This is a genomic window from Kluyvera georgiana ATCC 51603 (genome assembly GCF_001654985.1).
GTDB lineage: Bacteria > Pseudomonadota > Gammaproteobacteria > Enterobacterales > Enterobacteriaceae > Kluyvera > Kluyvera georgiana.
Genome location: NZ_LXEU01000143.1, coordinates 1 through 445, shown reverse-complemented (window position 1 = coordinate 445; position 445 = coordinate 1). Strand labels below are relative to the sequence as shown.

General features: G+C 54.2%; 1 pseudogene. It reads right to left on the bottom strand.

Features of this window, described 5'->3' with window-relative positions:
- Positions 1 to 389, bottom strand: a pseudogene (locus M989_RS25155) (IS1-like element IS1B family transposase); the annotation flags it as partial.
- Positions 390 to 445: the final 56 nt, after the last annotated feature.

Below are 445 nucleotides of genomic sequence, written 5' to 3'. Positions count from 1 at the left end.
CCTGTCATACGCGTAAAACAGCCAGCGCTGGCGCGATTTAGCCCCGACGTATCCCCACTGTTCGTCCATTTCCGCGCAGACGATGACGTCACTGCCCGGCTGTATGCGCGAGGTTACCGACTGCGGCCTGAGTTTTTTAAATGGCGGAAAATCGTGTTGAGGCCAACGCCCATAATGCGGGCGGTTGCCCGGCATCCAACGCCATTCATGGCCATATCAATGATTTTCTGGTGCGTACCGGGTTGAGAAGCGGTGTAAGTGAACTGCAGTTGCCATGTTTTACGGCAGTGAGAGCAGAGATAGCGCTGATGTCCGGCAGTGCTTTTGCCGTTACGCACCACCCCGTCAGTAGCTGAACAGGAGGGACAGCTGATAGAAACAGAAGCCACTGGAGCACCTCAAAAACACCATCATACACTAAATCAGTAAGTTGGCAGCATCACCC